At 36.9% G+C, this 4,678-nt stretch carries 5 protein-coding genes and 1 pseudogene; 1 reads left to right on the forward strand and 5 read right to left on the reverse strand.

Translation table 11 applies throughout. The features are described from left to right. Nucleotides 1-81 precede the first annotated feature (81 nt). From ACVPON_RS00180 to ACVPON_RS00190, 3 genes and pseudogenes are all read right to left on the reverse strand, one after another. A complete protein-coding gene (locus tag ACVPON_RS00180; RefSeq protein WP_462874834.1) occupies nt 82-441 on the reverse strand; it encodes a hypothetical protein in 360 nt (119 codons plus the stop codon). Between the two features lie 15 nt (nt 442-456). Beyond that, nucleotides 457-1,572 (reverse strand): annotated as a pseudogene (locus tag ACVPON_RS00185) (recombinase family protein). A 274-nt stretch (nt 1,573-1,846) separates the two neighbouring features. After that, a complete protein-coding gene (locus tag ACVPON_RS00190) occupies nt 1,847-2,461 on the reverse strand; it encodes a CpXC domain-containing protein (RefSeq protein WP_462874840.1) in 615 nt (204 codons plus the stop codon). A gap of 40 nt (nt 2,462-2,501) precedes the next feature. On the opposite strand from ACVPON_RS00190, the gene ACVPON_RS00195 reads away from it, so the two are divergent. Beyond that, complete coding sequence (locus tag ACVPON_RS00195; protein ID WP_462874836.1) at nt 2,502-3,524, forward strand: IS30 family transposase; 1,023 nt, start codon at nt 2,502-2,504, stop codon at nt 3,522-3,524. 307 nt (nt 3,525-3,831) lie between these two features. On the opposite strand, the gene ACVPON_RS00200 is transcribed toward ACVPON_RS00195, so the two are convergent. Beyond that, nucleotides 3,832-4,374 carry a hypothetical protein gene (locus tag ACVPON_RS00200; RefSeq protein ID WP_462874838.1) on the reverse strand — a complete coding sequence of 181 codons (543 nt, stop codon included), beginning with the start codon at nt 4,372-4,374 and terminating at the stop codon, nt 3,832-3,834. A 174-nt stretch (nt 4,375-4,548) separates the two neighbouring features. Next, nucleotides 4,549-4,678 (reverse strand): IS3 family transposase (locus ACVPON_RS00205; RefSeq protein ID WP_462874842.1); only part of this gene is annotated, 130 nt, incomplete at its 5' end.

The raw sequence follows: 4,678 nt of genomic DNA on the forward strand, positions 1-4,678 counted from the left end.
TGCTTGAACATGAGCAATTACTCGTTTTCTAAAATCTAAATCATATGCCATAACACTATTCTAACATAATTTATTTATAAACTAAAGTACTATATCCTCTGGGATATGAAGCCCTTCCACTTTATAGCGTTTGGTTTCATTCCACTCTGGCATGATATGCATCAATGTCTCTCTTAGGTTTTTATTCATGATTTGAACAATACCTTTCTGATCGCTCGCTGGCTTAGAGAACTTGAATGAACCACGAGTTTTAGCACGATAAACTTGTAGCCCCATCACTTGTGTATCCTTATTAAAAGCAATCAACACATGACCAGGATAATCTAATTCTTGGACAATCCCCTTACTGAAGGTAATAAAATTCTTATTGATGGTCATGGTGTGCTCAAATGAAGTACGTTCAACTGTTACTACTTCTAGGTTAAAATCTTTAAAACGCATATTAGCTCCTCTTTCTTATTTGAATATTTCATAAATGTCTTTTGACTTCCAACTTGGATCAAGCACAATAAAATCCCTCAACATACCAGACTTGATTTTCTTGATGTAGAGTTTAGGTGCATTTACTTTAGTTGTAGATTTCATTTTTCTTCTTGGCTGTTTAAGTAATTGTTGGACTAACTCCCATCTGGAACCTGGTATGATTGAGGGAATTCCATTTTTAAGACGGTATTTGGGTTTCTCACCATTGTTCTTGCGAGACTTATGACTGAAGCAATCGACAGTGAAGGTCTTCTGCATTATTATTTCACCTTTATACTTCTCGTTTTTAAGTATATTGTAGATGGCTAGGTTAGACCAAGTATCCAGCCCAGTAACTGTAGGTATTTTATTTTTCATCAATGATGCGGCAAACTCTCGTGCAGACATGCCATCAATATAAGAGTCATAAATAAACTTAACTATTTTAGCTTCTGAATCATCAATGACAATTCGGCCATACTAGTCTTTGGTATAACCCAATAAGTTGTGAGTAGGAATGATTGGGATACCACGCTTGAACCTTTCAATAACTGACCATGTTATTGACGCACTCTTTTGCTCGCTCTCTCCTTGAGCTACAATAGACATAACACCAAGGATAAACTCGCTATTTGTATCCAATTTATTGAGGTTGATATCTTCTATATAGATTCCCACAGGATTAGGTAATGCCTTCAGCTCACGATAAATACCTATGAAGTCAAGTTGATTACGAGCAAACCGACTGACACTCTTGACGATTATCAAGTCAATTTTCCCAGCTCGGCAATCCTCAAGCATCTGTTGAAATTGCTCACGCCTTTTGATAGTTGTTCCAGAAGCCCCTTGGTCAGCATATATTCCTGCTAGTTCCCATTCTGGGTTGTTATTGATTTTCTCCATGTAGGTTTTCTTTTGGAGTTCAAAACTCCCAGACTGAGACTCATCAAAGGTACTGACACGACAATATGCTGCCACGCGCAATGTTTTTGTCCTAACATCAGTAAATTCACTCTTAGCAGGAATAACCTCTACCACTCGTTCATTCTCGAAAGCTTCACGTATACGTTCTTGTTGACGAGTTGTCTTTCTAGTATTCCTTCTTACCATAGTAGTTAACCTCCTTTCTAGAAATCTACATCTACAATTATACCGAGCAGATGTAGAATGCTGAAATGTAGACTATTGTGGAAGACAAAATTTAGGCTGGGGCAAAAGCCCACCCCTAAATATAAAAAGCGAACAAAATTAGGTTTCTGACAATCAGAACTCTATATTGTTCGTTTTTTATATCAAATTTTATCAATTTTAAGAGTGGATAATATAGGATTTCAAAAATATAAATCTTTTTTCTTAGACTAGCAGAGGATTTCGAGATATTATTCTAGTGTGTTCTCACATAGTGCTCCGCCCACTTTTTGTTAATAATAAAACCATGTGAGTCAAATAATGAAAACTCATTCGCCAAATCATCATAGAGTTCTTTTGAGAAATCCAATGAAGCTACTACGTCATTTTTGTTCATAAACATGAACTGATAATTATTAGGTCCAACTTTTGTAAATACGACTTGATCATAAGTGAATTGAATATCAGAATCCTCATCTGGTGATTCGATAAATTTCATCAATTCGACAGCTCTATCATCAAGACATTCTTCTAAAATCTGTACTTTTTCAACGAATGCCTCAAGGTTAGTCACTAGACGAACCTTAATACCATCCATATCTGAAAGCTCTGAATCAATAAACTGATTTCCGTAAATCGAATAATGCCCCTTCCTAGTTGGATAATATTTGATAATAATGTTCTTAGTGGGATTCATGTAGAACAATGGATAGTCCACCAACGTCTGGTGTTTACAATTCAAACAAGTATATTTGAAGAGTTCCATATCAACAATCTTTTGGAGGAGTTCAATATTTTGTTGGGCATTAATAATACTAAAGAATCTCGCGTTGTAAAATGAAGTGCAACCAAAAAGACAGGTTCGTCTGATATACTAGAATTCCCCAACTCAGTATAGAAAGCAGATGAATATGTCCACTAATCATTGTACCAAAAAATCAACCTATTCACACCTTTCAGCCTCTGAACGCGGAGCAATTAGTACCTATCTCAAGATGGGAAAGAAACCAGCTGAGATGGCACGTCTGATTGGTCGTCATCGCTCAACCATCAGTCGTGAACTGAAGCGAGGAAAGGTGACACAAGTTCAAAATAAAAATGGGAAACTGACCTATTATACGACTTATTTCGCAGACAGTGCTCAACGTGTTTATGAGACCAACCATCGCAAAAGTGTCTATCACAAGCTAAACGACTGTTCTAAGTTCTTCTTCAAGGAACTTGAGAAAGCCCTGAAAACGAAACCTCGCTGCCACAGTGTCGATAGCTTTGTGCAGACTTACCGAGAAAAACATCCATTGGAAGTCATCCCTTCAACCAAGACAGTGTATCGGTACATCAAAGACGGACTATTGAGGGTTAAACCGATTGATTTACCTAAGATGGTAAGTCTCCGAAAACGCTCTAAAGCAAGTTCTACGACCGCAAAGAAGATTCTAGGCAAGTCCATTGAAGAACGTCCAGAAACCGTTACGAATTGTTCTGAGTTTGGGCATTGGGAAATTGATTTAATTCTCGGGAAAAAGACCAGAGGTGAGGCTGTTGTCATGACTTTGGTAGAGCGTCAGACGCGATTTGCCATCGCCTTAAAACTGGCGAATAAACAGGCTGAAACAATCAACAAGGCTGTTAAGAACTTACTGTCTCAGTATCCTATTGGCTCTATTACGTCAGACAATGGCTCAGAGTTCAGTAGCTTATCAACTCTAAAAAATGGTGACGTCTATTTTGCTCATCCTTATTCTTCTCATAAAAGAGGAACGAATGAACATTTTAATGGTCTCTTGAGAGAGTTTCTTCCAAAAGGTGTCTCCCTTAACCCACTAACGACAGAAGAACTCAATCGCTACGTCTCTGCTATCAATAATAGACCTAGACGAATTCTCAAGTATAAAACCGCACATTTTTTGTTTGAGCTAGCCCAAACAGCTTGAACACAGGTTTTCTAGTCTACTATCGAACCTGTTGCACTTGACTTGACAAGTGGGGAATACTAAAGAATTTAAAGGCAGTGCTGTGATTACATTGTGGGCATGAGATAAATTCCGTTTTAAAGTGCGTCATAGTGGTTTGTGCTCCTAAATATTTTATTGAACTAGATGTCCTTATCTATTTATTCGCAGTTTGAAATGAAAGGTTTTAAAAAATAGAAAAAATTTTTACCCGATAACAGCTTACACCAAAATACTATGTCTTTATCAGATACATAGCATTTTCGTTTAGTCCACATCAAAAACTCAATTAAAGTTCGTTATAAAATCTAGGTAACTGCATCTGTGCTGACAGAGGTTTCCAACCTACAGACTTTTCAGATAAATAATACCAAACTAAGTGGTCCGAATCATCTAGGCTTTCTTCTAATTCCTGAAAGAAACACCCCCAATCATAAAGATTATCACCTAGAAGAGCTATCCGTTCCTGAAAACAATCATTCCAGTTAAATTTTGAAACATATACACTATTTTCTTCCATGGCATACCACTCTATGCTATTGTCCAAAGTAATTGCTGCTTTGATTGCAGCAATTGGATACTCTCTCTTTGTAGCAAACTTAACTACAAACAAGCCATCTTCACGCTCCTGGTAAGTGAACCCATACCCATAATAGATGTATTCGCCAAATTTTTCACGATATTCTGCAATAGTATCTACTCCAACTATCTTGTTAAAGCTGATGTAGGGTGGTTCTACTCTCTCATTTATTCTTATAGGTCGATAGTCAATGAGATACTCCTCAAGAAAATCTTTGGAACAAATAACTTGATTGTATACATAATTCGCCATTACAACTACCCTCATCTCAATATATAAAACTAGACAAATCATACCATGCTGTGTCTAATTCATTATCGATTTTATCCAACCAAATTATAACACTAAGGCGAATAATTCTAAAACAAAAATTGTATCAATTTCGGCACTCATACTTCCATCGACCATCTTGGTGATATCAGAAAATCAAAAAAGAGGTGTAAGGCCGTTGTTGCGCTCTTGAAAACGTTCATGATTGTAAAAATAGATGTAGTCATCAATATCCGTGACTAACTCCTCAAAGGTCTTGTACTTCTTCAAGTCGTAACACTCGGTC

It is taken from the genome of Streptococcus sp. 1F3, from assembly GCF_054968985.1.